The organism is Desulfoferula mesophila, assembly GCF_037076455.1.
GTDB classification, from domain to species: Bacteria; Desulfobacterota; Desulfarculia; order Desulfarculales; family Desulfarculaceae; genus Desulfoferula; species Desulfoferula mesophila.
In genome coordinates this window covers 3,383,123-3,406,968 of the sequence record NZ_AP028679.1, presented here as the reverse complement: position 1 = coordinate 3,406,968, position 23,846 = coordinate 3,383,123, and the positions used below count along the sequence as shown (strand labels likewise).

Here is a 23,846-nt window from a genome sequence, read left to right as displayed (position 1 = left end):
CTAGGCATCCACGGCCGGTTCCGGCTCCATTTTGCGGGAGCGATAGTTGGTATAGGCGTAGACCAGGCCCAGCAGGGCCCCGCCCGCCAGGTCGCTTTGCAGGCCGGGCATTATCAGGCCCAAGGCCGCGGCCATGAGCAGCAGGCGCCAGAGTAGGTTGAGACGGTGGTTCATGAAGCCCATCAGCGAGGAGCCGATGGCCATGCAGCCCAGGGTGGCGCTGACGAACGACAGGATGATGGCATACCAGGAGCCCTGCCAGATCAGCACCGGGTGGTAAACGAAAATGAAGGGCACGAGGTAGGCGATGATAGCCAGGCGCATGGATTCAAAGCCGGTGGGGAAGGGCTTGGAACCGGCCAGGCCCGCGGCGGCGAAGGCGGCCAGGGCCACCGGCGGGGTGATGCAGGACAGGCAGGCGTAGTAGAACACGAACATGTGCGCCGCCAAGGGGGCCACCCCTAGGTCCACCAGCACCGGCCCGGCCAGGATGATGGTGAGGATGTAGGCCGCCGAGGTGGTGAGCCCCATGCCCAGCACCAGCGAGGCGATCATCACGAACACCAGCGACAGGATGAGGCTGCCACCCGAGGCCTGGATCACCAGGCTGGAGAACTTGAGCCCCAGGCCGCTCTGGGTGACGCAGCCGATGACGATGCCCGCGCAGGCGCAGGCCAGGGCCACTTCCAGGCTGCCCTTGGCGCCCTTTTCCAGGGCTTCCAGGATGGCTCGCGGACCCATGCGGGTCTCTTTCTTGAACCAGCTGATCACCACCACCGCCACCATGGCCCACAGTCCGGCCTTCATGGGCGAGTAGCCCTGCACCAGGAGGAACACCAGGAGCGCGGCGGGCAGGAGCAGGTGGCCGCCTTCTTTTATGGTCTTGAACAGGTTGGGCAGCTCGGAGCGGTTCAGGCCTCGAAGGTCCCGCCGCCGGGCCTCCAGGTGCACCATATAGATGAGGGCGAAGAAGTAGAGCACCGCCGGGATCAGGGCGGCCTTGCACACCTCCAGGTAGGTGACGCCCAGCATGTCGGCGATGATGAAGGCTGCCGCGCCCATGACCGGGGGCATGAACTGGCCGCCGGTGGAGGCCACCGATTCGATGGCCCCGGCGAACACCGGGCGGTAGCCGATCTTCTTCATCAGGGGAATGGTGAAGGAGCCGGTGCTGACCACGTTGGCCACCGCCGAGCCGGAGATGGAGCCGAAGGTGGCGCTGCTGAGCACCGCCACCTTGGCCGGGCCGCCGCGCAGGTGCCCGGCCAGGGCGTTGGCGAATTTTATGAAAAACTCGCCGGTGCCCGAGGCCACCAAAAAGGCCCCGAACAAAATGAAGATGAATATGAAGCTGGCCGAGACCCCCAGAGGGATGGTGAACAGTCCCTCGGTGGTCAGGTACTGGTAGCTGATGAGCTGCTCCAGGTCGATATAGCGGTGCCCCCACAGGCCGGGGATATGGTGGCCCAGCAGGGTGTAGGCGATGGCCACGATGGTGATTATGGGCAGCGAGGGCCCCATCACCCGGCGGGTGGTCTCCAGCACCAGGAGGATGACGAGCCCCCCCAGCCACAGGTCGGTTTCGGTGGCCGCGCCTCCCCGGGACACCAAGTCCTTGTAGGTGGCCACGATGTGCAACAGCGAGGCGGCCGAGGCGCTGATCAGCACCCAATCCCACAGGCGCAGGTACAGGGGATAGGAGGCGCCGGACATGCTGCGGGCCACCGGGAAGATGAGCAATACCAGGGCCGCGGCGAACAACAGGTGGATCGGCCTTTGAACCATGGCCGAATACAAGCCGAACTGGGCCGTGTACAACTGGAAAGCACTCATCCCCAGGGCCACCACGGTGATGACCCAGGCGGTGATGCTTTTGGAACTTTGGCTGGGCATGACGGTACCTAATCCTTATTTTTTAGCGGCGCTTGGCAAACAAAAAAACTAACCAGGGTGCGGGGAGCGACGTAATTCACCAGGCGGATGCGCTTGCCCCGCAGGATAAGGGTGTGATCGGCCATGTCCGGGGAGCCCATCATGAAATGGACCTCCTGGCGAGGTTCGTTGATATTGCGCAACTCGCCCACCCCGTCCGGGCGCAGATGAAAGTCGTGGTACTCGAAGCCCTCCCCGTTGAGGTTGGACTTGAAGGTCATGTGGGTCAGCAGGATGCGGCCCGGGCCCAGGGCGCGGTAGTGCTCGGCGAAAAAGGCGCGGTCATAGGAATGCAGGAACCACACCGTGAATTCCTCGCCCGGCTCTATGGGCAAGCTGAGAGCCACCCGGCCCGTGTCGGTTTCCACCAGGTTGAGCACCAGCCGGGGCTCGGCCGCCGGAGACGACGCGGCCCAGGCCAGGGCCAGCAACAGGGCCGCGGCCAAGCCCACGAAACGTGGGAGCCGGGAGCGGGCCGCCGGCTGGGGCGGCCGCGCTCCCTTGGCTTTTATCGTGCCGAGGCGCAAGGCCGGCGCCTACTTCAGCACTCCGGCCTCCTTGAAGAACTTGATGGCTCCGGGGTGCAGAGGCACCGACATGCCGCTGGTGGCGGTGCCCACGTTGATCAGGGTGAACTTCTTGTGAATCTTGTCCAGCTCCGCCTTGTGGTCGAACACGGCCTTGCAGATGTCGTAGGCCAGCTTGTCGGGCATGTCGGCGCTGACCACGAACAGGCCCATCCAGGCCAGGGTGTGGTGGGGCTTGGTCATGTTCTTGTAGGTTCCCGCCGGGATGGTGCGCGGGAAATAGGCCGGGAAGGCCTTGTTGATCTTCTGGGCCACCGCGGGGTCGATGTCCAGGAAGCGGATGTCGCGCTGGGTGGCCAGGTCCATCAGGGTGGGGGCCGGGGTGCCCAGGGTCACGATGCCCACGTCGATGTTGCCGTCCTTCATGGCCGCCGTGGTCTCGGTGGCGCTCAAGAACTGCTCGTCGATGTCGTCATAGGTGATGCCGTAGACCTTGAGCACGTACTGGGCCATCTTCTCGGTGCCGCTGCCCGGCGCGCCCACCGCCACCTTGAGGTTCTTGCCCTTCATGTCGGCGATGGTCTTGATGGGCGAATCGGCCAGCACGTAGAACTGGATGTCCACGGGATAGGTGGAGAACAGGCCCCGCAGTTTTTTCTGGGGCTTGCCCTCGAAGGCGCCCTTGCCCTCGTAGGCGTACAGGGCGGCGTCGGGCATGGACAGGGCCAGGGCGTCCTGACCCTTCATGACCGCGCGGATGTTTTCGATGCTGGCGCCCGAGGGGTGGGCCGAGGCGTAGTAGCCCTTGATGTACTTGTTGATCATGTTGGCCACCCCGCCGCCCAGGGGATACCAGCTGCCGCCGGTGCTGGCGGTGCCGATGGACAGGCGCTCGTCGGCGGCCAAGGCGCCTCCTGCCAGGCTGAGGGCCAGGGCCAGGGCCAAACCTAAGGCCAAGACTGTCTTCATGGTTCTTTTAGCTTGCATGGGAATTTCCCTCCCTTTAAAAGGTTCCCGTCGTTCATCACTCCTCTATGGCTTAGCCCGGCCCGCTAAAACCCCATGCGGGCCCGCGGCTTAGTTTGTCGATTTATCCAGCCACTGACGGCGCAGCTCAACCTTGAGAACTTTGCCCGAAGGATTGCGGGGGATTTCATCCAGAAACTCCACCCGCTTGGGCTTTTTGTAGCTTGCCAGGTTGGCCTTGCACAATTCCACCACTTCCTCGCTTCCCAAGCCGCTGCCCGGCTTCAGGGCCACGAAGGCGCAGACGCTTTCGCCCCATACCTCGTCGGGCAGACCCACCACGGCGGCGTCGGCGATCTCCGGGTGGGTGTAGAGCACCTCTTCCAACTCCCGGGGGTAGATGTTCTCGCCGCCGCTGACGATCATGTCCTTCTTGCGGTCCACGATGTACAGGTAGCCTTCGTCGTCCATGCGGGCCAGGTCGCCGGTATGCAGCCAGCCGTCGATAATGGCCTCGGCGGTGCCCTGGGGGTTGTTGTGATATCCCCGCATCACGTTGGGGCCCCGGCAGACCAGCTCGCCCACCTGGTCCGGGCCCAGGAAGCGGCCCATCTCGTCCATGATCCGCGCCTGCAAAAAGGGCAGGGGCGGGCCGATGGAGGCGTCTTTGCGCAGGGAATCCCGGGCGGCCAGGATGGCGATGCAGGGCGAGGCCTCGGTGCAGCCGTAGACGTCGTACACCCCGTCTATGTTGGGGAAGAACTCCATCAGGCGGCGCTTGGTCTCCATGGCCAGCTTGTCGGCCCCGGCGGTGCACTTGGTTATGCTGCTGGTGTCGTAGCGGCCGGCGGCGGGGTGCTGCATCAAGAGGTTGTACATGGCCGGCGAGCCGGAGATGACCGTGGCCCGCTCCCGCTCGATGGTGGCCAAGAGCCCCTCGGCGTCGAAGTTCTTGACCAACACGGCGGTGCCGCCCAGGGCCACCTGGATGGTCAGGTGGTTGTTCAGCGCGGCGGTGTGGTACAGCGGGCCCACGATGATGGAAACTTGCCCATTGCGGTCCTCGCGGCCCTGGATGGTGTTGAACAGGTTCCAGATCACGTTGCGATGGGTGATCACCGCCCCCTTGGGGCGGCCGGTGGTGCCGGAGGTGTACATGATCTGGCAGGGATGGTCCTCGGCGATGCCCTCGGGGTCCGCCGCCCCCGCCCGGCCCCCGGCCAGGAATTGCTCGTAGTCCCGGGCCAGGCCCGAGGGGCCGGGGCCCGGCGACACCAGGAAGCGGAGCTGGTCCAGCCCGTCCCTGATGCCGGCGATAACCGGGTCGAACTCGGGGTCGTAGAAAAAGGCCTTGGCTCCCGAGTCGTCCAGCATGAAGGCCATCTCGCGTCCGGCCAGGCGGAAGTTGATGGGCACCGCCACCAGGCCCGCCCGCACCGTGGCGAAATAGGCCTCCACCATGGGCACGGTGTTGTAGAAAAGCATGCCCACCGCGTCTCCGGGGCGCAGCCCGGCCGCCAAGAGGGCCGAGGCCAGGCGGCGGGTGCGCTCGTCCAGCTCACGGAAGCTCAGGCGGGTGCCGCCCGCCACGATGGCGGTGGCGTCGGGGAACTTGCCCGCCGTGTTTACCAGTAATGCGCCTACGTTCAACTGGCATCTCCCGAAGGATCGGCGATGGGGATCACCGGATAGGGTCCTTGATAGCCCATGGCCGCCGAAAGGCTGCGGCCCAGCTCTATGAACTGCTCCAGCATGCTCTTGAGGTGGGCTCCCTTGGCATCTTCCAGGGAAAGGGAAAGGTTTACCGCGGCCTCCATCTTGGCCTCCTGGTTGATGACCGGCACCCCCAGGGAATAGAGGTCGGAGATCCACTCCCGGTTGGCGATGCTGTAGCCCCGCTCGCGGGTGAGCATGAGGTCGTCCCACAGGGCCTCGGGGTCCACGATGGTGTAGGGCGTGACCCGGTAGAGATCGGCGGTGCGCAGCAGTTCCTTCAAGCTGTGGTCGTCCAGGCCAGCCAGCAGGCACTTGCCCGAGCCGGTGCAATGAGCCGGCAGCTTGGAGCCCGCGTGCAGGTCATAGCTGAGGAAGCGGTGCACCTCTTTGCGGTAGATGAAGATGACCTCGGGGCCGTCCAGGATGGCCATGTTCAAGGTGCGCTGCACCCGCTCGGAAAACTCCGAGATGTACTCCTCGGCGATCTTCTTGAGCTGGGTGCGGTTCAAAAAGGCGAAGCCCAGGGAGAGCACCTGGGGCCCCAGGAAAAACTCCCGGTGCCGGTTGCGCTTAAGGAAGCCCAGCTCCATGAGGGTGTCGGTGTAGCGCTGCACGGCCACTACGTTGTAGCCGGTGCGCTCGGAGATTTGCGACAAGGTCAGGCGGGGATGCTCGGCTGAAAAAACTTGAAGGACTTTCAATCCCCTGGCCAGAGCTTGCACGAAATAACGCTGCTGTCTGGTCAAATTAACGCTTTTCGTTAATTGTTAACGAAAATTATCGTATTTAATTAATAAGTTCATTGTCAACCCCTTTCCCTACCGCGATGCGTTATTGTGCACGGCTGTTCCCGACCAACCGAGCCTTGGCGCCGCCGGGTTGGAAACTTGGGGATGAAGCGAGGAGGGGAGGGCGGCAAGGCCGCCTGGGCGCGGGTTGGCGAGAAAACTCCCGCCGAGGAGGGTTTTGCGCCTACAGGGAGAGCGGGGCGGGGGCCGAGGCGATCGGCCGCAGCTCCGCGCCCGGCGCGGCCGAAGCCAAGCAAACGCGCAGCAGGTCGTAAAGGTCGTCGGGCAGGTCGGCGTGGCTGATCACCACCAGCCAGGCGCGTCCCTGCACGGGACCGGGGGATTCTCCCCGCACGCCCACGTCACGGGCGGTGGTGCCGCTTACCAGCAACTGGGCGCCCTTCTGATCCTGTCCCCACAGCTTGACGTGGCCCAGCCAGTTGGCTTGCGGGCCGTTCAGGGCACCGACCATTTCACCCACCAGGCCACTGGCCGCCCGGGCGGCGAGACCCGTTGGGGGCAAATCCAAGACAAAGGAGCGGGCCTGGTGCGGGCCGTCGCCCGCCGTAATTTGGGTCATCTCGGGATGGAAATCCCCGGCCGTCAGGCGGGGAGCCAGCTCGTGGGCCAGGACATAAGCTCCTTCGCCGCGCAGGTCCGCGGGCCAGACCTGGGCCTGGGGCGCGGCCAGGCGCAGTTCACCGCTGATCCGGCTCACCTCGTCCTCGGGCATGAGATCGGCCTTGGAAAGCACCACTTGGCTGGAAGCGGCCAGATGATCGGCCAGCAGCTTGGGCAAGGCCCTGGTCATGGTGGCGTAGCGGGAGGCATCCACCACTGTCAGCGTGAGGCCCTGGCCCAACTCCGGTACAAAGCGCTCCAGCAACTGGCGTAGCGAGGCCAGGGAGGCCACCCCGCTGGGCTCCAGAAGCACCAAATCCCAGCGGCCTTCGCTCTGGACCTGCTTGAGCAGGTCCACCAGAGCCCCTTGCAAATCGCAGCAAGCGCAACCGCCGGGCAGCAGGCGCACCTCCAGGGGAAGCTCGCGCAGCAGGCGGTCGTCCAGGGCCACCTGCCCAGCCTCGTTTTCCAATACCAGCAAGCGCAGGCCCTGCTCCCCCCACCAGCGGCCCAGGCCCTGCAACAGGGAGGTCTTGCCTGCCCCCAAAAATCCGCCCACCGTGATAAGGCGCATCAATCACCCTCGCCGGGAAAGGTCATGCTGTCCACGAACAGGTCCTGGAACAAGGGATGGCCCGAAAGCTCCACGTAGCCCATGGCGTGGGCCAGCCCATCGGCCCGGCGGCGCTGTTCGCGGCTCACCAAGGCCATCACCGCGCCGACTCCGGCGGAGTTGCCCACGCCCTGAACATACTCCACGGGCACCGGCGGGAACAGGCCGATGCGCGCCGCTTCTGCCGGGTCCAGATAATTGCCGAAGGCCCCGGCCAAAAGCACCCGCTCCAAGCGCTCCACCCCCATCTCGGCCATGAGCACCTCGGCCCCGGCCCGGATGGCCGCCTTGGCCAGCTGCACCTCGGCCACGTCGCCGCTGGTCAGCACCAGGTCGCGGCCGTGGCCGGTGGCCCCGGCGGGCGCGGCCACGAACTCCAGGCCGTGCTCGCCCTCGCGCACCAAGCCGTGGCCTTGCTCTTGGTCGAAGCCGCCGCCGGGCAGCAGGACCCCGGCTTCCAGAAGGCAGCTGATCAGCGAGACCAGGCCCGAGCCGCAAAAGCCCACCGGCTTGGCGCCGCCGATCACCCTGAGCTCGGCCGAGGAGGCCCCGCGCTCCAGGGCGGCGCGCTCCACCGCGCCCGGCGCGCCGCGCATGCCCTGTCCGATGTGCCCGCCTTCCAAGGCGGGTCCGGCGGCGGTGGAGCAGGCCAGCATGCGTCCGCCCGCGGCCAGGACCATCTCGCCGTTGGTGCCCAGGTCCAGGATCAGGGTGGGCTCCTCGATTTGGTCGGCGCCAACGGCCAGGGCCACGGCCACGATGTCCGCCCCCACGAATCCGGCCTTGAGCGGCAGCCAGTGCAGCCAAGCCTCCCGGCTCAGAGCCAGCCCCGCCTGGCGGGCCTTTACCTCCACCGGGCCGCGCACTACCGGGGCGTAAGGGGCCATGGCCAGCGAGGCCGGCTCCAGGGCCAGGAAGATGTGATGCATGGCGGAGTTGCCCACCATGACGCATTCCAGGATGCGGCCGGGGTCGCGCCCCGCCTGGGCGCAGGCGTCCATGGCCAGGGCGTTGACGCATTCCACCGCCGCCGCGCTGAGCCTGCCCAGGCCTTGGGGATCGCCGGCGCACAGGGACATGCGCGAGATGACGTCGTCGCCGTAGGGGACCTGGGGGTTCATCTCCGAACTGACCGCCAACAGTTGGCCGCTATTCAGGTCGCACAGGTAGGCGACCACCGTGGTAGTGCCCAGGTCTACGGCCAGGCCCAGGGGCGAGCCCTCGCCGACCGGGGTCAGGTCCACTATCTCCCGGTCGTGGCGCAGGGTAGCCTGGAGCTCGCCACCTTGCTTGAGCAGGCCGGGCAAAGCCCGCAAAAGGCCCAACGGGAGCTCCGGCGGGGCTTGCAGGTGGTTACCGGCGGCTTGGGAAAGGGCGGCCTGCAGGCGTTCCCGCGCCGCCTCGGGCTCCGGCGGTTGGGCCGGGGGCACGCTCAGCTCAAAGGCCCTTACCGCCGGGTCCAGCTCCAACTCGCCGCTTGGTCCGCTGGTGAGAATCACCTGGCGCTGGGCCCGGCTCTCGGGCGGCACCCACACCGTGCCTCCCTGGGGCAGGGCGGCCTGGCAGGCCAGGCGCAGTCCCTCTTGCGCGTCAGAGCCCAGCAGGGCCTTTTCCGCCGGGGTGAGGGGCGTGGCCGCACCCTCCGGGCGCACCCGGCACTTGCCGCACAGGCCCTTGCCGCCGCAGGGCGCCTCGATGCCCACTCCGGCGCTCTGGGCCAAATGCAAAAGACTTTGGCCCGGCTGGGGGTCGGCCCGGCGGCCCATGGGCTGGAAAGTTACTCGCTCTTGGTCGGCGCGGGGCATGTTCGCTCCCATAAAGGGGGCGGCGCGCGGGGCCATGGAGGGGGGGAAGGCCCCGCGCGCCTGGTTGGGAGGGAGGGGAGGGTCTAGTTGAGGCCCATGAGCTGTTTGATGGTCTTGACCGCGTCCACCGCGTCGGTGGCGTGGCCGTCGGCGCCGCACTGGTCCACCGCGAACTTGCGGGTCACCGCCGCGCCGCCGCAGACCACCTTGACCTTGTCGGCCAAATCGCTGGCCTTGACCGCCTCGATGGTGGCCTTCAAGTGGGGGTCGCCGGTGGTCAGCAGGCTGGAGAGGCCCACGATGTCGGCGCCATGCTCCTTGGCCTTTTCCACGAACTTCTCGGGCGGCACGTTCTCGCCGATGTTGAACACCTCGAAGCCCGAGCTTTCCAGCATCAGCACCACCAGGTTCTTGCCGATGTCGTGCAGGTCGCCGAACACCGTGCCGATGACCACGGTGCCCACGGTCTCCTTCTGGGAGCCCTGGGCCTCCAGCAAGGGCTTGATCACGTCCAGCCCGGTCTGCATGGTGCGGGCGGCGATCATCATTTCGGGCACGAAGATCTTCTTGGCCTCGAAGCGCGCGCCCACCTCTTTCATGGCCTCGATCATGTAGTTGTTGATGATGGTGTTGGGGTCCGCACCGTCGTCCAGGGCGGTCTGCACCAGCCCGGCGATGTCCTTGCGCTTGCCCTTGCTTACCGCTTCCTTGATTGCCTGCAAGTCAGCCACGATTCCTCCTCTTTGCTCTGCTCGCCCTAGTCTTCTTCCGGGAATTGTTCCCGGTAGGCGGTGATATAGTTCATGGCGTACTCGTCCTTGCCGGTCAGAAGGTCGCTGATCAACAGGGTCCGGCGGACGGGCCAAACGGTGGGGTCGGTGATGGGGCAGGTAAGCCCGGACATGACCGCCATGGCCAGGAAGGTGGCGTTGATGGCCTTGCGGTCGGGCAGACCATAGGAAACGTTGCTGGCTCCGATGGTCTGGTTGACGCCCAGCTTCCCCTTGATGCCCGCCAGGGCGCTCAAAGCGGCCAACCCGGCGGCGTCGTCGGCGGCCACGCTCATGGCCAGGGGGTCGATGACGATGTCCTCCAAGGGGATGCCCAGCTTGGCCGCCTCGTTTACGATCTTGTCGGCGATGGCCAGGCGGGTGGGCACGTCGGTGGGGATGCCGTGGTCGTCCATGGTCAGGGCCACCACCGCCGCCTTGTGCGCGGCCACCAGGGGCAGCACTTCCTTTAGTTTGGCCTCCTCGCCGTTCACCGAGTTGACCAGGGCTTTGCCCTTGTAGGCCTCCAGACCAGCGGCCAAAACCTCGGGCTTGGCCGAGTCGATGCAAAGCGGCACGTCCACCACTTCGGTGATGGCCTGCAAAGCTTGCAGCATGAGATCCTTTTCGTCCGCGCCCGACACGCCCACGTTGACGTCCAACACCTGGGCTCCGGCGGCCACCTGCTTTTGGGCCTCGCTCTGCACCAGGCTCATGTCGCCGGCTTCCAAGGCGGCGGCCAGCTTCTTGCGGCCCGTGGGGTTGATGCGCTCGCCGATCATCACCACCGGCTGGTCGTGGCCGATGATGACTTCCCGGCTGGGGCTGCTGATTACGGTCTTCATGCTTGCCTCGTCTTTCCTAGGATATCTTTCCGAATTCCATGGCCGTGCGGCGGGCGGCGCGCACGTTCTCGTCGGGCACCCCGTCGGTGAGCCCCACGGTGTCTATGGAATAGTTGCTCAGGGGGGCGCCCTGGTCGATGGCGTCCTTGACCGTGGCCGCCACTTCCTCGGCGCTGCCGTTTTTCATGAGCACCGGGCTGATGCGGGCGTTGAAGGCCACCTCGGGCCCCAAAATCTTACGGGCCGCCGCGAAATCGGTGCCAAAGCCGGCCTCCACGAACACCAGGTTCTTGACCTTGGCGTAATGCTCCACCACCGGGTCCAGGCTGCCGCAGTGGTGGATGCCAAAGGGATGGCAGGCCTCGCCCAGCATGTTGTCGTAGGGCAGGCCAAACTCCTCGTAGGTGTCGCCGCTGATCTGCTCCACGGTGCAGTTGGGCACGCAGAAGATGGTGGGGTCGCACATGGGGGTCACGTCCACTGCGCCGGTGCCGGTGATGGGGTAGACGAACTTCCACAGGTCGATGATGCACTCGGTGCAGAAGGTGAGCAGCCGGTGGGCGAACTCCGGGTCCTCGTAGTAGTCCATGTACAGCTCCTCGCCCCGGATCTTGAGGGCCAGGTTCTGCACGCCGGTGACGTTGATGTCGCCCACCACCTTGCCGTACTTGCCCTTGAGGTGCTCTATCTGCTTTAGCACTGAAACCATGGGCTCGACCTTGGTGAGGTCGGGCTTGGTGAGCTTGTCGCACTCTTCGGCCGAGAGGTTCATGGGCATGGCCCAGGGCAGGGCCGCTTCCTCATAAACGATCTCGCAGCCGAAGATGGCCGGCAGCATTACCATGCCGAAGGTGATCAGAGGCTTGGGCTGGGGGTCGGCCTGGCCCAGGCCCACATCGCCGAAGCGCTCGTACAGGGCTTTTTGCTGCTTGAGGCCCACCTCGACCCGATAGTCGGGATCATAGTAATAGTCCCGGCCAAAGGTGATGCCGTAGTTTGCTTTCCACCAGTCGGGGTAGAACCCAACGCCAAGGGGAATGTGAGCTTTTTCTGTCAAGGATGTCCTCCCTGCTGGCTAGGGGGCGGGCCAAATAACGGCCGCCCACCGAGGTTTACGGCTTCTGATGCACGGAGATATTTCAATATGCGTGCCACAGGCTGCCGCCCTCGAACGTTTTCTGGCGTTCCAGCCGGGGTTTTAAAGGATAAATGCTTGTTTTAAGGTAACTAAATTAATAATTACCGCCTCAAAGGCCCCAATAAAAAACTGCTCGCAATAGGGGAATGGCGTCTTTTGGCGGCCATGGCCAGGGTTCGCGAGGCTGATTGTTGGTGCGCTGCTGCACCAAAAAACCTTGTTTCGGTGTCGATCAGCACCGAGATCAGTCCTGCCGCAGGGGGGCCTGGCAGCGGTGTGGTCGGGTTTTAATTTTGTAACCATATAATTTATTGGGATAAAACAGCCACGAGCAAAAATTTGCAGCCCCAGGTTTAAACCCAGTGACCTCCTTGGCATGCCAACTGCACATATAGGCCGTAGCGAGAGGTGGGCGGAGCGTCGGCTCTTCCCAAAGGTGGCTCCCCGGTGGGTCACAACATGGAGAGGCAAGGAGGATATTCCAGTTATGATGCGTAAATTTTCTCGTCTAGCCAAGCTGACCGCTGTGGTGGCAGGTCTGCTGCTGTTTTCGGCGGCGCTCGTCGGCGCGGGCCTGACCCCGGCCCAGGCGGCCGAGCCGGTGGAGATCACCTACGGCTACCATCCTTATTGGACCGGTGGTTGGAGCGGGGTGGTCATCAAACAAATGGGCCTGTGGAAAAAGTATCTGCCCAAGGGCAGCGTGGTGCACTTCGAGGCCCACCTGACCGGGCCGCCCATGGTTAACGCCCTGTTGGCCGACAAGATGCAAGTGGGCACCATGGGCGACATGCCCTCCCTGGTGGCCACCACCAAGAAGAAGCAGGGCGACATCCGTCTGGTGTCGGTGCCCATGATCAGCAACGGCCAGAACTGCAACCTCATCGTGGTGCGCAAGGATGCCCCGGACTTCAAGAGCCCCGAAGAGGCCATCAAGTGGATGAACGGCAAGCTGGTGGCCGTGCACCGCGGCACCTGCGCCAACCGCTTCCTGGAGTCGGTGCTAAAGAAGAACAACATCAAGCCCAAGCGCCTGCAGTACATGACCATCGAGGTCATCGCCAGCTCCTTTGAGGCCGGCAAGCTGGACGCGGCGGCCATGTGGGAGCCCCACGCCCGCAAGGTGGTGGAGCAGGGCTTCGCCAAGTACGCTGCCACCGGCTCCCCCTACAACGAACTGGACGCCAACTTCACCCTGATGCGCCAGGACTTCATCGAGAAGCACCCCGAGGCGGCCAAGGGCTGGATCAAGGCCGAGATCGAGGCCTTGCAGATCATGGAAAAGGACCCCATGGCCGTGGCCAAGATGGTCATGAAGGAGACCCAGGGTTATACCCCCAAGATTCTGTGGAAGGCCCTTTACGAGAAGCACCCCAAGGCCGTGGGCGGCGACGACGTGGTCTACGTGGGTGAGATGATCTTCTCGCCCCAGGTCCTGGATCTGATGAAGAAGGGCTATGAGTTCCTGCACAGCATCAAGGTGCTCAAGTCCGGCGACATCCCCCAGGGCGCCATCAACGAAGGCCCGGTCACCGAGGCCATGAAGGAAATGGGCGTGAAGGCTCCGGTGGCGGTCATCAAGGGCCTGCCGGCCAGCGCCTACACCGGCGAATAAGCGGGGCTATACGACTCGCCTCGCAAGCGATGCGACCCCTTCCCTGCCCGGAACCCGGGCGGGGAAGGGCCCCAACCGGGCATCCGGCTAGTGCACCTAAGGATGGGATGACAAGGTCATGAACCCATATATAGTTTTGGGACTTTTGCTGTTGGCGGTGTTGGCGGTGGGCGCCTGGCAGCAAAAGAAAAAAGCCCGCCTGTACGAGATCTCCTGGGGACACCAAGTGGTCAAGACCCTGACCAGCCGCGGCTTTCTGTTGCAATTGGCCGGTTTCGTGGCCTTCCTGGTGGCTTGGGAACTGACGGTCAAGACCTTCAGCCTGCCTTGGTTCAACCGTCTGCCCGGCCCCTGGGAGTGCCTGTTGGAGTGGCTCAGCCCCGATCCCGACTTCGGCATATCCATCTACACCCAAGATTATTACACCCACATCATCTACAGCACCTACCGGGCCACCACCGCCTTCGTGCTGGCCACCGTGCTGGGGGTGCCCATGGGCCTGTTGATGGGCTGGAGCCGCAAGTTTTACGACTATTCTTTCCCCCTGGTGGAGCTGATCCGGCCCATCCCGCCCCTGGCCTGGGTGCCCCTAGCCATCCTGGTTTTGCCGGGCGACGAGCCGGCGGTTATCTTCGTCACCTTCCTGGTGGCCTTCTTCGTAACCGCGCTGAACACCCTTTTGGGGGTGGAGTCCATCGATGAAAGCTACTTCCGGGCGGCCCGTTGCCTGGGCGCGGACAAAAAGCGCCTGCTGTTCGACGTGGTGCTGCCCGGCGCCATGCCCTTCATCTTCACCGGGCTGCAGATATCCATGGGGGCCGCCTGGTTCTCCCTGGTGGCCGGCGAGATGATCGCCGCCCAGTACGGCCTGGGCTTTTTGATCTGGGACAGCTACTCGCTCATTCAATACCCGGTCATCGTCATCGGCATGGTCACCCTGGGGGTGATCGGCTGGATCTCCAGCGCGGCGGTGCGCAGCGTGGGACGCAAGCTCATGGCCTGGCGCGAGCGGGAACTCTACGGCTAAACGGTGGGGGACGGAAACATGGAACAAACAAGCATGAACACGGGAGAGACTCAAACGGCGCCCCCGGCCCCGGTTTGCCGGGCCGCCGACGGGGCCATGTCCATCCGCAAGGCAGGCAAGATCTACGATCCCGAAGGGGTCCATGTGGAGGCCCTCAAGGACTGCTCCCTGGAGATCGGCGCCGGCGAGTTCGTGGCCATCGTGGGCCCCAGCGGCTGCGGCAAGTCCACCTTGCTCAACACCATCGCCGGCTTCGACGGCCTGACTTCCGGCGAGATACTTTTGGACGGCGAGCCCCTGGCCACCCCGGAAAAGGACCCCAGCCCCGGCCCCGACCGGGTGGTGGTGTTCCAGCACGGCGCCCTGTTCCCCTGGAAGACGGTGCTGGAAAACGTGACCTACGGCCCGGTGGTGCAGGGGGTCATGAGCGAGGAGGAGGCCAACAAGAGGGCCCAGGAGATGCTCTCCCGGGTGGGCCTCAACGACATCGAGACCTCCTACCCCGGGCAGCTTTCCTCGGGCATGCAGCGGCGGGTGGAGATCATCCGTGCGCTGATCAACAACCCCAAGGTTTTGCTTTTGGACGAGCCTTTCCGGGCCATGGACACGGTGACCAAGAGCGCCAGCCACCAATATCTGCTGGAGCTCTACGACGCCACCGGCAAGACCATATTCTTCATCACCCACGATCTGGAAGAGGCCATTTTCCTGGCCGACAAGGTGTTGGTGATGACCACCCGGCCTGGATTCATCAAGAAAACTCTGCAGGTGAACCTGCCCCGCCCCCGGCAGTACTCCATGCTGGCCTCCGAGGAATTCCTATCCCTCAAGGCCCAGTTGGTGGAGGCGGTGCACGAAGAAGCGGTCAAGGCCTTCGAGGCCGGCGAACGCGAAATGGCCTGAGCGGGGGAGGGAGCCAAACATGGCGAGAGCAGCAACCATGAGCGGCGCGACCTTTGGCGTTAAGGTGCGCAAGTTCGTAGTGAGCAAACATTTCACCCGGGGGGCCCTGGCCGTCATCGGCTTTTTTGTCCTGTGGCAGGCGGGCTCCATGGGCTTGTTGCCCTTCATGGACGCCATCCCCACGCCGGTCACCGTGGCCGGCGCCTTCTGGGAGTTCATGGGCACGGGCAAGTACTGGCAGAGTTGGCTGGACTCCACCCTCCGGGTCACCTACGGCTTTGTGGCCGCCCAGATTCTGGGCATTCCCCTAGGCCTGGGCATGGGCTGGAACCGCAACTTCAAGGATTTCACCTACCCCCTGTTCGAGCTGATGCGGCCCATACCGCCCTTGGCCTGGGTGCCGGTGTCCATCCTGTTTTGGCCCACCAATGAAAGCTCCATCGCCTTCATCACTTTCATCGGGGCCTTTTTCACCATCGTGGTCAACGTGCTGGGCGGCGTGAGCGCCATCCCCCGCCAGTTGGTTGACGCGGCGGTTTCCTTCGGCGCCTCGCCCCGCCAGGTTTTCTGGCGCATCGTGTTGCCCGCCACCATCCCCAGCATCGTCACCGGCATGATGGTGGGCATCGGCATCACCTGGAACGTGGTGATCGCCGCCGAGATGATCGCGGGCAACACCGGCCTGGGCCGCCTCACCTGGGAGGCCTATCTGGCCGGACACACCCCGGGCATCATCGTGGGCATGATCAGCATAGGCGTGGCGGGCTACGTAAGCAGCATGGCGGTCAAGGTGATCGGCGACTGGCTCATGCCCTGGAAGAAGGTCTTCTAAAAGGCCCGGAGAGCGAACATGGCCAACAACGGCAACAAGAACAAGCAAAGTCAGCAAAAGGGCGAGCTGGTCCTGGAGAACGTGAACCGGGTGTTCCGCATTCCCGGCGCGCCCGCCTGCCACGCCCTGAAGAACTGCTCCCTTACCGTGCCCCGGGGCAGCCTCACCGTCTTGGTGGGGCCCAGCGGCTGCGGCAAATCCACCCTGGCCAACATCGCGGCGGGCTACGACCACGCCGACAGCGGCAAGGTGCTGCTGGACGGCAAGCCGGTGACCGGCCCCGGCCGCGAGCGCATCATGGTCTTTCAGGAAACCGCCCTGTGGCCCTGGATGACGGTGATGAAAAACGCCACCTTCGGGCCCACCATGCTGGGCGGCATGAACAAGAGCGAGGCCGAGGCCAAGGCCATGGCGCTTTTGGAAAAGGTGGGCCTCCGGGAGTTCCGCGACAAGTACCCGGCCCAGCTCAGCGGCGGCATGCAGCGGCGGGCCGAGCTGTGCCGCGCGTTGGTCATGGACCCCAAGGTGATGATCCTGGACGAGCCCTTCCGCGGCCTGGACGTCATGACCCGCGAACTTATGCAGGAGTATTTGCTCACCCTGTACCGCGAAACCGGCCTGACCATGCTGTTCATCACCTCGGAGATCGAGGAGGCCCTTTTCCTGGGCGACCAAATCCTGGTGATGACCAACCTGCCGGGCACGGTGAAGACCACGGTGAACGTGGACCTGCCCCGGCCCCGGGATTTCTCGGTGCTCTCCACCGAGCGCTACCGCCAGATCAAGAGCGAGGTCATGGAGTCACTTTACGAGGAAGGGGCCAAGATATTCGCCAAGCTCGACGGCGCGGGGGACCTTCTGGGCTCTTGCCGCGCCGGCGGCTAGCGGGAGGTCCGCCATGCCCGCCTATCTGCCCGTGCTGACCTGGTCGGCCGCCGCCCTGGGGGGGCTTTTGGCCCTGGGCGCCTTTTTGGGAAGGGGCAGGGACTGGCTGGGCCCGGTGTGGGCCGGCCGCCTCTCCGCGGCCTCCTACGCCTTCATGGGCCTGAGCATGGCCCTGTTCATATTGCGGGGTCTGGCGGGGTGAACCCCGACCATCCCCGCTTGGGCGGCGCCAGGGTTCTGGCCTGCCGGGTTTTCCAGCCGGAGTTGACCAGCCTGGGGGTGCAGGATGACCAGGTCCGTTACCTGGACCAGGGCCTCCACCGCTACCCGGACCAGTTGCGCCAGGAACTGGGACGCTCCCTGGCCGAGCTAGAGGAAGACCCCGGGGTGGAGAGGGTGATCCTGGGATACGGCTTTTGCGGAGGCGGGATGCAGGGCCTCAAGGCGTCGCGGGCTTCCCTGGTCCTGCCCCTGGTGCATGACTGCGTGCCCCTGCTGTTGGGCGACGCCCAGGCCAATCCCTGCGTGGGCTGCGGCGGCACCTTCTACCTCACTCCCGGCTGGATAGACCACGGCCAGACCCCCTACAGCGAATACTTCGTGACCAAGGAGCGCTTCGGACACGAAGATGCCCTATGGGTGGGTGAGCAGATGCTTGCAGGGTATCATCGGGTCGCCTTGGTGGACACCGGGGTGGGCCTGCTGGCTCGTCACCGGCGCTACGCCAAGGACATGGCCCGGCTTTTCGGGCTGGCCTACGAGGAACAGCGGGGCCATCGGGACTGGCTCAGCCGCCTTCTGGGCGGGGCGCCGGGGCCGGGCCTGACGGTGCTTCCCCCCGGCCAGGCGGTGGATATCGGACTTTATCCCCAGGCCTCTTCGTCGTGCGGAAAAAGCGGGAGTGATGCCTGAGCATTTGGCCATGGCCCTGATTTTCCTGGTCAGCGGCTTTACCATGAGCTTCGCCGGCTTTGGTTTCGCCATGGTCTCGGTGCCGCTTTTGGCCCTTCTGTTGCCCATCAAGGACGCGGTGGCCCTGCAATTCCCCTATTGCCTGGTTCTGTTCCTCTACCAGGCCTGGCACTACCGTCGGCACTTTTCCTGGGAGCCCCTGCGTCCCCTGGTATTGGGATCGGCCCTGGGCCTGGCCGTGGGCACCTTCCTGCTCTACAGCCTACCCGACCTGGCGCTCAAAAGGGCCTTGGCCGGATTCATCGCCGTGGTGGTGGTGTTCAGCGCGTTGCCCGCGGGCCGGGTCCTGGCCGCGCGCTATGCCCACAGCCCCTGGTGGGGTCGCTTTTGCGGCTTTCTCAGCGGATCGTTCCTGGGGGCCTACACCATCGGCGGCCCCCAGGCGGCCGTTTACATCATGTCGGTGACTGATGATCCCCGCCAGGCCAAGAGCCTGCTGGCCACCTTTTTCAGCGCCCAGTTCGTTCTGATGACCCTGGTATACGCGGCGGGAGGGATGTTCTCCTGGCCGGTGCTGCGAGGGACCCTTGCCTATAGTCCCGCGGTGGCCTTGGGCTCGGTGTTGGGCTTCTGGGCCTTTTCCAAGGCCTCCAACCGGCTATACCGCTACGTGGTGCTGGCCATGCTGCTGGTCACCGCTGTGGCCCTGTGGTGGCGGGCCTAGGGCCGCCCGCAGTTTCCTCGCCCTACGAGGGCACCTTCCGGCTAGACAATAAGCGCTTTGATTCGCAGCCGTCCGATAGACTCAGTGCAGGGTGGTCCCGCCGTCTATGGCCAGGTCGTATTTTTGGGCCTTGCGCACCACCGTGGAGTGGGTGACACCCAGGAGCTTGGCCGCCTCCCGGGTGTTCTTGGTTTGGGCCAGGGCCTTTTGGATGAGCTGCTTTTCCACCTCGTCGCGGGCCTCGCGCAGCTTCATGCCCTCGGTGACCCACACGATGGGCGCCTGAGCCTCTTCTTGGCTTTGGTTCATGTTGCGGGGCAGATGGCGCGGCTCCAGGACGTCGGCGTCGGCGGTAACCACCAGGCGTTCGATGACGTTTTGCAACTCGCGCACGTTGCCCGGCCAGTGGTAGGTCTCCAACACCCGGAGCAATTCGTGCCCCAGGGTGCGGCTCACCTCGTACTTCTTGTTGTAAGTCTTTAAAAAGCGCAAGGCCAGGGGCAGGATGTCCTGACGCCGCTCCCGCAAGGGAGGCACCTCGATAGGCACCACATACAAGCGGTAAAAGAGGTCCTCGCGGAACTGCCCTTCGGCCACCATCTGCTTGAGGTCGCGGTTGGTGGCCGCCAGAATGCGGATGTCCAAATCCACTGTCTTGACGCTGCCCAGGCGGCGGCAACGCTGCTCCTGCAGGACCTTCAAGAGTTTCACCTGCAAGTTCAAGGGAAGCTCGCCCACCTCGTCCAAAAACACGGTGCCCCCGGCGGCCTCTTCCAAAAGCCCCGGTTTGCCGTAGCGGTCGGCCCCGGAGAAGGCGCCCTTTTCATAGCCGAACAGCTCGCTCTCCAAAAGATGCTCGGGAATGGCCCCGCAGTTGAGAGACACGAAGGGCTGGTCGTGGCGCTTGCTCAGGTTGTGAATGAGCTTGGCCAACACGTCCTTGCCCGCCCCGCTTTCGCCGCTCAACAACACGGTGGAGTCCACCTGGGCCACCCGCACCGCCAAGTCCAACAGATTGCGGGTGGCCGGGCTTTCGGCCACGATGCCGTAGGTCGCCTCCGGCCCCGCCGAGTCCGGACCGTCCTCCAGACAGGCCAGGGAAAGCATCTTGAGGCGCTCGCCCAGGGAGTGCAGCTCGGTGACGTCGCGTACGTTCATCACCACTCGCACCACCTGGCCGAACTTGTCCAGCACCGGGTTGCCGGTGACAAAGATCTCGTTGCCGCTTTTGAGCTTGCGCCGCATGGTTATGGAGGAGCGGTGGCTCTTGACATGGCGGAACACCGCCTGCATCACGGCCATGCATACGTGGCGCTCGGAATCCAGCCCGCTGATGTCGCGGCCCTCCAGGGTAGAGGGAGCCAGGCCGGTGATGCGCCCGAAGCTGGGGTTCACGGTGAGCACCTGGTCGGTGTCGGTGATCAGGATGCCGTCGTGGGAGTTTTCGATGAGCGAGGACAGCTCGTCGTTGAGCCTGCGCAACTCCTCCAGTTGACGCTGCACCGCCTCCAACTCGGACTCGTCTTGGAACACCGATACCGCGCCGATGATGTTGCCCTGTTCCATGATAGGGCTGCGGCTTACCAGGAAGGTGCGCTGGTTGTGGGTAAAGGGCTTGCCCATCTCCAGCTTGCCGGTCTTCAGCACCCGGTGGAGCTTGGTGTCGGGTATGAACTTGCTGGCCGGCTGGCCCAGGGCCTCGGCCGCGTCAAAGTCCATGAGCTTTTCCGCCTGCTGGTTCACGATGGTGAAACGGCAATCCTGGTCCACCGCGAAGATGCCCGAGGGCACCGACTGCAGTACTGTCTCCAACTGGGCCTTGGTGCACTTGAGGTCTTCTTCGGCCAGCTTGCGGTCGGTGACGTCCCAGAAGATGCTCTGCACCCCCACGATGGCCCTCTCGGCGTCGTACACCGGGTGGCGCACCGACTCCACGAAGCGCGGTGGGCCGCCATCGGCGGGCCGGTACTCGTAGATCACGTCCAGGGTGTGGCCGCTGCTCAGTACTTCCAATTCGTCGTCAACCAATTTATCAGCCACGCCACCGGGATAGAGCTGGGGCAGGGACTTGCCCAGGCAACTTTCCAGGGATTTTCCAAGGTTTTTCAGCAGGGCGCGGTTGGCAAAGGTCAGCTTGCCCTGGCGGTCGGTGCGGCACATGCCTTGGGGCATGGTGTCCACCAGGGACTGGTAGCGCTGCTCGCTCTCGCGCAGGGCGTGCTCATAACTCAGCTGCTTGCGCTGGGCTCCGCTATAAGTGCGGAACAGTAGAAACAAGAACACAGGCATGAGGATGCCGCAGACCGAAATAAAACCGATCAACAGGGGGCGAAAGCCGTCCTTGATCTCGGTGTACAGGGCCGAGCGGGAACGGTGCACCCCCAACATCCATTTGCGGCCGGGAATGGCCGAAAAGGCCGCGATCTGGTCCTTGCCTTCGCTGGAGATATATTTTCCCGCATAATCGGCCTGGGCCACCACCAGATCGCAGAGCTTTTTAGGGTCGGTGGTGCTGCCGTCCAAGATGGGGTTGTCGCCGGCGTAGTTGCCCACCGAGTTGGGGTGGGCGGTGTGCAGCAAGAGTTTGCCCTTTTGATCCACCACGCAGATGTACTCGTCGGCCGGGCGGTTGCCCGCCCCCTCCCAATATCGGTTCAAGGCCTGCAGGAACTCGCCGTCCGAGGCGTTTTGGATGTTGTTCACCGCGTGCACGATGAGTTGGGCCTTGTTCAGATAGAAGGTCTGGTAGCTCTTTTCCATCATGGCGAAGGAGTAGTTGTAGCTGACGTAGCCGATGAGCAGAGCGGCCAGGATAAGTGCCGCGTAGAGCAAAAAAGTGGCCCGGGCCACCGGCCGGGTGCGGGTTTTCAACTCAAGATTTTTTTGTCTAGGCATGGGGCGGAGTTCTCCAGGGGGGCGTTATCAAAAACCTTCCTGGGGGTCTGTTGGGGCCATTTGCAAAGGCAGGCGGCGGTGCCGACCTGGGGAAGCCGTAACTGAGGACGGCCGGACAAGCTGGGCCCGGCGGTATACCGAGACTGCGGGGCGGTTTTTGCCCTCGCTTTAATTGGTTACGGGTCCAATTTTATCATTGGACGGCGATTCGCGCCGTCATTTTTTAGAGCCTAACTGCCTTTATGATATGTATTTTTCAGGTGTTTGCTTGCGATAGCGCCCTTCGATTCATATATACTGGTTCCAAGTGCTAACGAAGTGTACCGCGGGCTTTTCCGGCGGGGTAAGGAAGTTGATTTTTTGCGTTTCGGCCTTACCAGCTTGCGCCAGCGCCTTATGGTTATGCTGCTCTTGCCCGTGGCCCTTCTGCTTTTTGGTCTGGGCGCGGCGGGCTTCTTTTATGCCCGGGGCAGCCTGCTGGACCAATGGCGCGAGTCGGCCGTCCTCAGCCTGGAGCGAGCCTCCCATGGGGTGGACATGCGCCTGGGTCAGCCCGAGGAAGCGGTAAAGCTCATCAATAGCATTTCCGGCTTGGCCTCCTACACCACCCAGGAGTGGGAGGAGCAACTGTCCCAACTGCCCGGCGTGGCCCGGGTAAAGCTGACCCTGCTGGACCAACCCGAGGCCACGGGCGCGCCGCGGGAGGGCGGGGCGATGCCCGGCATGGGCATGGGCCGGGGCCAGGGAGCGGGCGGCGGAGGCGCGGCCGGTCCAGGCCGGGGATGGGGGATGATGCGTTTTCGCCGGGTGGAGATGGCCAAGGTGACCAGCCCCCGCCTGGACGCGGCCGTCGGGGCCCAAACCGTGACCATGGTTTTCGACCTGAGCGGAGAAAACGGCAAGCCGGTGGCCCACTTGGAAGTGGTGATGCGCTTCGCTCATCTTTTGGAAGATCTCAAGGCCCTCAACTGGTGGCAGAGCGACAACGTCTACCTGGTGGACGGCACCGGCCGGGTGCTGGCCAAGGGGGCGGAGGCCCGGCCCCTGGGCGGCCGCCTGGCCGCCGACGGCGACCCCTTCCAGCAAACCCTGCTGGGCGAGCTGCGAAGCAAGCCCTCGGGCACCCTGTTGGGGCCGGGGGTGCCGGTGCATGAAGTGGCTGGTTTCTATCACCTGAGCCTGGCCCCCTGGGCCCTGGTGATGATCACCCATGGCGACGCGGTTCTGGCCCCGGTGCAGCATTTCCTGCGGGGCTTTCTGTTGGCCGGGCTGGGCTGCATCGGCCTGGTGCTGTTGCTCATCTTCACGGTCACCGGCCAGGTGGCCGACTCGGTGCGCCGGGTCTGCCGGGCCGCCCGCCAGGTGGCCCGGGGCCACTACGAAGACGTTCCCGTTCCCCGGCGCAACGACGAGTTCTTCCGTCTGGCCCACAGCTTCAACACCATGGTGGCAGGCCTCAAGGAAAAGGATTACATCCGCGACACCTTCGGGCGTTACGTGGACCCGGCGGTGGCCCGCCGCCTCATGGCCCGGCCGGAGGCCACCTTGCTGGGCGGGGAAAAGCGCCGGGTGGCCATCATGATGACCGACGTGCGCGGCTTTACCGCCATGTGCGAGACTCTCAGCCCGGAAGAGACCATCGAGGTGATAAACCGTTACCTCTCGCGGCTCATCGAGGTCATCCAGCGCCATGGCGGTATCATCGTGGATTTCCTGGGCGATGCGGTGCTGGCCTTTTTCGATAGCCTGGAGGACGGCGAGGCCGAGGCGGTGCGCCTGGCGGTGTGCTGCTCCCTGGAAGTGCTGGAGGCCACCGAAAAGTTCAACCTGGAGGCGGCCCAGAAGAACTATCCCCAACTGGCCACCGGCATCGGCCTCAACTTCGGCGAGGTGGTGGTGGGCAACATCGGCTCCCCGGCCCGCACCAAGTACGGCATCGTGGGCGGACCGGTGAACCTGACCCAGCGCATCCAGTCCCAGGCCGAAGGCGGCGAGGTGGTCATCTCCCAGGAGGTGCACGACCTGTTGCCCGCCCAACTCCAGGTGGGGCGCAGCTTCACGGTGCGGCCCAAGGGGCTGGACCGGGATATCCAGCTCTACACCCTCACCGGCTCCTCCTTTTGCGCCAATGTCCAGCCCGAGCTCCAGTCCGAGCCCCTGTAAGGCTACCTGTTAACCGTTAACACCCGGGCGATTGCCGGGCCGTGGGCTTTGCCGAACCCAAAAGCATATCAATTTGATATTTAAATATATTTTATGTATGGCCGTGGCCGAAGCTCCCGCGCGAGCCTTGTAACACGTTCGCTGTTAAGCAGTCCCACCCGCCGCCGCG

Annotated in this window: 20 protein-coding genes; 9 read left to right on the top strand and 11 right to left on the bottom strand. The window is 64.3% G+C overall.

Going from position 1 to position 23,846, the window contains the following annotated elements:
- The 10 genes from AACH32_RS15615 to AACH32_RS15570 all read right to left on the bottom strand — a co-directional run bounded on the left by AACH32_RS15615 (position 1) and on the right by AACH32_RS15570 (position 11,640).
- Positions 1-1,893 (bottom strand): TRAP transporter permease, encoded by a 1,893-nt coding sequence (locus tag AACH32_RS15615; RefSeq protein ID WP_338601464.1) that lies wholly within the window; start codon positions 1,891-1,893, stop codon positions 1-3.
- 8 nt (positions 1,894-1,901) lie between these two features.
- Entirely contained in the window at positions 1,902-2,459 is a 558-nt protein-coding gene (locus AACH32_RS15610; RefSeq protein WP_338601461.1) for a DUF1850 domain-containing protein, read from the bottom strand.
- A gap of 9 nt (positions 2,460-2,468) precedes the next feature.
- Entirely contained in the window at positions 2,469-3,446 is a 978-nt protein-coding gene (locus AACH32_RS15605; protein ID WP_338601458.1) for a TAXI family TRAP transporter solute-binding subunit, read from the bottom strand.
- Between the two features lie 90 nt (positions 3,447-3,536).
- Positions 3,537-5,075, bottom strand: coding sequence for a class I adenylate-forming enzyme family protein (locus AACH32_RS15600; RefSeq protein WP_338601456.1), 1,539 nt, complete (start codon positions 5,073-5,075; stop codon positions 3,537-3,539).
- The gene (locus AACH32_RS15595) at positions 5,072-5,887 is read right to left on the bottom strand and encodes an IclR family transcriptional regulator (protein WP_338601454.1); all 816 of its coding nucleotides are present in this window, start codon (positions 5,885-5,887) and stop codon (positions 5,072-5,074) included. The genes AACH32_RS15600 and AACH32_RS15595 overlap by 4 nt, the downstream gene beginning before the upstream one ends.
- 226 nt (positions 5,888-6,113) lie before the next feature.
- Positions 6,114-7,124 carry a GTP-binding protein gene (locus AACH32_RS15590; RefSeq protein WP_338601451.1) on the bottom strand — a complete coding sequence of 337 codons (1,011 nt, stop codon included), beginning with the start codon at positions 7,122-7,124 and terminating at the stop codon, positions 6,114-6,116.
- Positions 7,124-8,968: an ASKHA domain-containing protein gene (locus AACH32_RS15585; RefSeq protein ID WP_338601448.1), complete on the bottom strand. Its 1,845-nt coding sequence runs from the start codon at positions 8,966-8,968 to the stop codon at positions 7,124-7,126. Before AACH32_RS15585 ends, AACH32_RS15590 begins: the two co-directional genes overlap by 1 nt.
- Before the next feature lie 83 nt (positions 8,969-9,051).
- A complete protein-coding gene (locus AACH32_RS15580) occupies positions 9,052-9,699 on the bottom strand; it encodes a cobalamin B12-binding domain-containing protein (RefSeq protein ID WP_338599849.1) in 648 nt (215 codons plus the stop codon).
- A 26-nt stretch (positions 9,700-9,725) separates the two neighbouring features.
- Positions 9,726-10,583: a dihydropteroate synthase gene (locus AACH32_RS15575; RefSeq protein ID WP_338599847.1), complete on the bottom strand. Its 858-nt coding sequence runs from the start codon at positions 10,581-10,583 to the stop codon at positions 9,726-9,728.
- Between the two features lie 16 nt (positions 10,584-10,599).
- On the bottom strand, positions 10,600-11,640 hold the full coding sequence (locus tag AACH32_RS15570) for a uroporphyrinogen decarboxylase family protein (RefSeq protein WP_338601445.1): 1,041 nt from the start codon (positions 11,638-11,640) through the stop codon (positions 10,600-10,602).
- Positions 11,641-12,208: 568 nt separating this feature from the next.
- On the opposite strand from AACH32_RS15570, the gene AACH32_RS15565 reads away from it, so the two are divergent.
- The 8 genes from AACH32_RS15565 to AACH32_RS15530 all read left to right on the top strand — a co-directional run bounded on the left by AACH32_RS15565 (position 12,209) and on the right by AACH32_RS15530 (position 18,619).
- Positions 12,209-13,336, top strand: a complete 1,128-nt coding sequence (locus AACH32_RS15565; protein ID WP_338601442.1) for an ABC transporter substrate-binding protein — start codon at positions 12,209-12,211, stop codon at positions 13,334-13,336.
- 118 nt (positions 13,337-13,454) lie between these two features.
- Positions 13,455-14,363, top strand: coding sequence for an ABC transporter permease (locus AACH32_RS15560; RefSeq protein WP_338601439.1), 909 nt, complete (start codon positions 13,455-13,457; stop codon positions 14,361-14,363).
- Positions 14,364-14,396: 33 nt separating this feature from the next.
- Positions 14,397-15,266 (top strand): ABC transporter ATP-binding protein, encoded by an 870-nt coding sequence (locus AACH32_RS15555; RefSeq protein WP_434062359.1) that lies wholly within the window; start codon positions 14,397-14,399, stop codon positions 15,264-15,266.
- A 19-nt stretch (positions 15,267-15,285) separates the two neighbouring features.
- On the top strand, positions 15,286-16,098 hold the full coding sequence (locus tag AACH32_RS15550; protein WP_338601432.1) for an ABC transporter permease: 813 nt from the start codon (positions 15,286-15,288) through the stop codon (positions 16,096-16,098).
- 18 nt (positions 16,099-16,116) lie between these two features.
- Positions 16,117-16,983, top strand: coding sequence for an ABC transporter ATP-binding protein (locus AACH32_RS15545; protein WP_338601429.1), 867 nt, complete (start codon positions 16,117-16,119; stop codon positions 16,981-16,983).
- Between the two features lie 13 nt (positions 16,984-16,996).
- Positions 16,997-17,185, top strand: a complete 189-nt coding sequence (locus AACH32_RS15540) for a hypothetical protein (RefSeq protein ID WP_338601425.1) — start codon at positions 16,997-16,999, stop codon at positions 17,183-17,185.
- Positions 17,182-17,895 (top strand): DUF1638 domain-containing protein, encoded by a 714-nt coding sequence (locus tag AACH32_RS15535; RefSeq protein ID WP_338601423.1) that lies wholly within the window; start codon positions 17,182-17,184, stop codon positions 17,893-17,895. Before AACH32_RS15540 ends, AACH32_RS15535 begins: the two co-directional genes overlap by 4 nt.
- A complete protein-coding gene (locus AACH32_RS15530; RefSeq protein WP_338601421.1) occupies positions 17,888-18,619 on the top strand; it encodes a sulfite exporter TauE/SafE family protein in 732 nt (243 codons plus the stop codon). Before AACH32_RS15535 ends, AACH32_RS15530 begins: the two co-directional genes overlap by 8 nt.
- A gap of 81 nt (positions 18,620-18,700) precedes the next feature.
- Here the strand turns inward: AACH32_RS15530 and AACH32_RS15525 are convergent, their stop codons facing one another.
- A complete protein-coding gene (locus AACH32_RS15525) occupies positions 18,701-21,514 on the bottom strand; it encodes a sigma 54-interacting transcriptional regulator (RefSeq protein WP_338601419.1) in 2,814 nt (937 codons plus the stop codon).
- A gap of 360 nt (positions 21,515-21,874) precedes the next feature.
- Here AACH32_RS15525 and AACH32_RS15520 point away from each other — a divergent pair, with 360 nt between their 5' ends.
- The gene (locus tag AACH32_RS15520; RefSeq protein ID WP_338601417.1) at positions 21,875-23,677 is read left to right on the top strand and encodes an adenylate/guanylate cyclase domain-containing protein; all 1,803 of its coding nucleotides are present in this window, start codon (positions 21,875-21,877) and stop codon (positions 23,675-23,677) included.
- The last annotated feature ends 169 nt before the right edge of the window (positions 23,678-23,846 follow it).